The 3,020-nt window shown below is 73.5% G+C and carries 2 protein-coding genes; both read left to right on the top strand.

The window, feature by feature from the left end:
- Positions 1–678 (top strand): FGGY-family carbohydrate kinase (locus EYA84_RS29685; RefSeq protein WP_255446673.1); only part of this gene is annotated, 678 nt, incomplete at its 5' end.
- Positions 679–867: 189 nt separating this feature from the next.
- On the top strand, positions 868–3,020 hold a 2,153-nt coding region (locus tag EYA84_RS29680; RefSeq protein WP_236146033.1), incomplete at its 3' end, for a nitrate- and nitrite sensing domain-containing protein.

Here is a 3,020-nt window from a genome sequence, read left to right as displayed (position 1 = left end):
GACAGGGCCGGGGCGCTGGCCGAGGCGGCGGGCGAGCGGGCGGCGGTGACCGTCGGCACCTCCTCGGCGGTCCGGCTGCTGCAGCGGATGCCGGCGCACGCTGCGCAGTCGCCGCTGCCGCATCGGCTGTGGCGCTACCGCGTCGACCACGACCACGTCGTCACCGGGGCGGCGTACTCCTCGGGTGGGAATCTGTTCGCCTGGGCGGACCGGGTGCTGCGGCTGCCCACCGGCCCGGCGCTGGAGCAGGCCCTGGCGGTGCTGCCGCCCGGCGCGGGCGTACCGGTCAACGTCGGTTTCGGTGGCGACCGTCCCCCCGGCGACCGGAGCGCCGGCTCCGGTGAGCTGCGCGGACTCGATTTCGGCACCACCTCCGTGCAGATCCTGGCCGGGCTGATGCACGGGGTGTGCGAGCAGGTCGTGGACGACCTGGTGCGGCTGGAGTCGATGGTCGGACGGCCCACCGACGTGGTCCTCGGTGGCGGCGCGATGGCCGCCTCGCCCTGGTGGCGCCGCACCTTCGCGCAGGTGCTCACTCCCCGTCGGGTCGACTTCGGACGTCACCCGGAGATCGGGGCCACCGGCGCGGCGCTCGTGGCGACCGGCCGGATCACCGATGCCGTGGTGGTGGCCGACATCAGCCGGACGGATGATCAAGCTCCGGCGACCCCGGCATAGGGTGGCGACCGGCGGTCTCGTCCTGAACCCTTCGTAAGGGCAGGACGTTGACACTGCTCGGGGGCCTGGTTGGATGGACCGCGCTCCCCGAGGTCACGGCGGGCGCGTGGGGAGGAGGACCCTGTGGGTGCAGCACATCAGACGCCCGAGGTGTCAGCGCATCGCCGACGGCGGTTCGACGTTCGGGTGGTGCCCCACCGGCGGCGTTCCGCGTTCCGGTTGCGGGACTGGCGGATGCGGACCAAACTCGCCGCCGTGCTGATCATTCCGTCGGTGGCGTTCCTGGTCATGGCCGGGGTGCAGGCCCAGAGCCTGGTCGGACGGGCGAGCACGCTCGGTGACTTCGCCGCGCAGGTCACCGTCGGTGAGGAGATCACCTACCTGGTGCACATGCTGCAGCAGGAACGCGACCGTACCGCCGGTGAGCTGCCCGTGCTGCGCGCCAGCGCCGACGAGGCCGGCCGCGCCGCGATGCTGGGCTCGTTGCAGCAGTACCGGGATGCCACCGACGACGCGATGCGGGCGCTGCGGGAGGTGGCCGAGCCGGTGGCCGAGGCCGACCCGGCCTGGCGCGACACCTACTCGGTGGCGTCGCAGGCGGTGCAGCAGGTCGAGTACATCCGCGGGGTGATGGCGACCGTGGTGCTCAGCGACGACACCATCCTGGGTAACTACCACCGGGCCATCGAGGGGCTGCTGACCCTGCTCGCCCAGCCGGCGCCGGGCAACGACCGCCCGGAGCTGGCCGACGCGGTGCTGCGGTACGTGCAGTTCGCCCGGGCCAAGGACTCGTCCGCGCGGGTCCGGGCGGAGGTGTACGCCGCCGCGCGGGACAGCGGCTACAGCGCCGACGGCGGGGCGCGGCTGGCCGAACTGCGGGCCCGTCAGCTGACCGCGCTGGGCGTGTTCCGGATCGCCGCGACCAACGGGCAGGTGGCCCGCTACGACGAGATGACCGTGAACCCGGTCTTCGCCGCCACCGCTGAGCTGGAGGATCGGGCGATCGCCCAGATCGCGGCCGGTCGGTTGGTGCTGACCGGCGGGCAGTGGTGGGAGGCCAGCGACAACCGCCACGAGCTGCTGCGCCAGTACGAGGCCGAGGTGCTGGCCGAGGCGGTGCAGCAGGCGCAGGCGGCCAGCACCACCCAGCTGCGTCAGACCCTGCTGCTGATCGGTGCGATCATCACGGTGTTGCTGGTGGCGGTGCTGATCTCGGTGCTGGTCGGCCGGTCGCTGGCCCGGTCGATCCGGCTGCTGCGCTCGCAGGCGCTACGGATCGCCCAGGTCGAGCTGCCCGAGGCGCTGGCCCGGCTGCGGTCGGTCTCCGGTGGCGTACCGCCCATCGAGGTGTCCCCGGCGGTGGTCCGCTCGCTCGACGAGATCGGTGAGCTGGCCGAGGCGTTCGTCGCCGTGCACCGCAGCGCCGTCGGCGTGGCGGTCGAGCAGGCGAACATGCGGCGCAACGTCAACGCGATGTTCGTCAACCTGGCCCGACGCAGCCAGGTGCTGGTCGAGCGGCAGTTGGAGCTGCTCGACGACCTGGAGCGGGAGGAAGGCGACCCGGACCAGCTGGAGAACCTGTTCAAGCTGGACCACCTGGCCGCCCGTATGCGCCGTAACGACGAGAGCCTGCTGGTGCTGGCCGGCACCGAGTCGACCCGGCGGTGGAACCGGCCGATCGGGCTGGGCGCGGTGCTGCTGGCGGCCAGCGCGGAGATCGAGCAGTACCAGCGGGTCCGGCACGAGGCCGTGGCCGACCTGCACGTGGTCGGACACGCCGTCGGTGAACTGGTCCACCTGCTGGCCGAGCTGCTGGAGAACGCCACCGCCTTCTCCCGCCCCGACACAGTGGTGCAGGTCATGGCCCGGTTCGAGGGTCACGGCGCGGTGATCGAGATCGCCGACCAGGGCATCGGCATGACCGAGACGGCGTTGGCCGAGGCCAACGCCGTCCTGGCGTCGCCGCCGGCCGCCGACGTGGCGGCGGTGGAGCGGATGGGTCTGTTCGTGGTCAGCCACCTGGCGGCCCGGCACGGCATCGAGGTGCGGCTGCACGGCGGTGTCGGCGGGCTGGTGGCGCGGATCCGGCTGCCCGGTGCGCTGCTGGCGGCGGCTCCGGCACCGAGCGTCGACCCGGTGTCGGCGCCGCGGATCCCCGGCGGCATGACCGCCCACCAGGGCGGACGGCCCGGTCCGGTGGAGCTGCCGGTCGCCGGCCGTCGACCGACCACCGTGCCCCGCCAGACCCATCCGGTACGCGCCGAGACCGTGCTCGCCCCGGCGGTGGCCGTCCCGGCCGGTGGCGGCGGTGGCGGCGGTGGCTGGTGGTCCCCGGAGGGACC

It is taken from the genome of Verrucosispora sp. SN26_14.1, assembly GCF_004307965.1.
Classification (GTDB): Bacteria; Actinomycetota; Actinomycetes; order Mycobacteriales; family Micromonosporaceae; genus Micromonospora.
The sequence above is the reverse complement of the archived record's forward strand: the minus strand, read 5'-3'. Positions and strand labels throughout refer to the sequence as shown.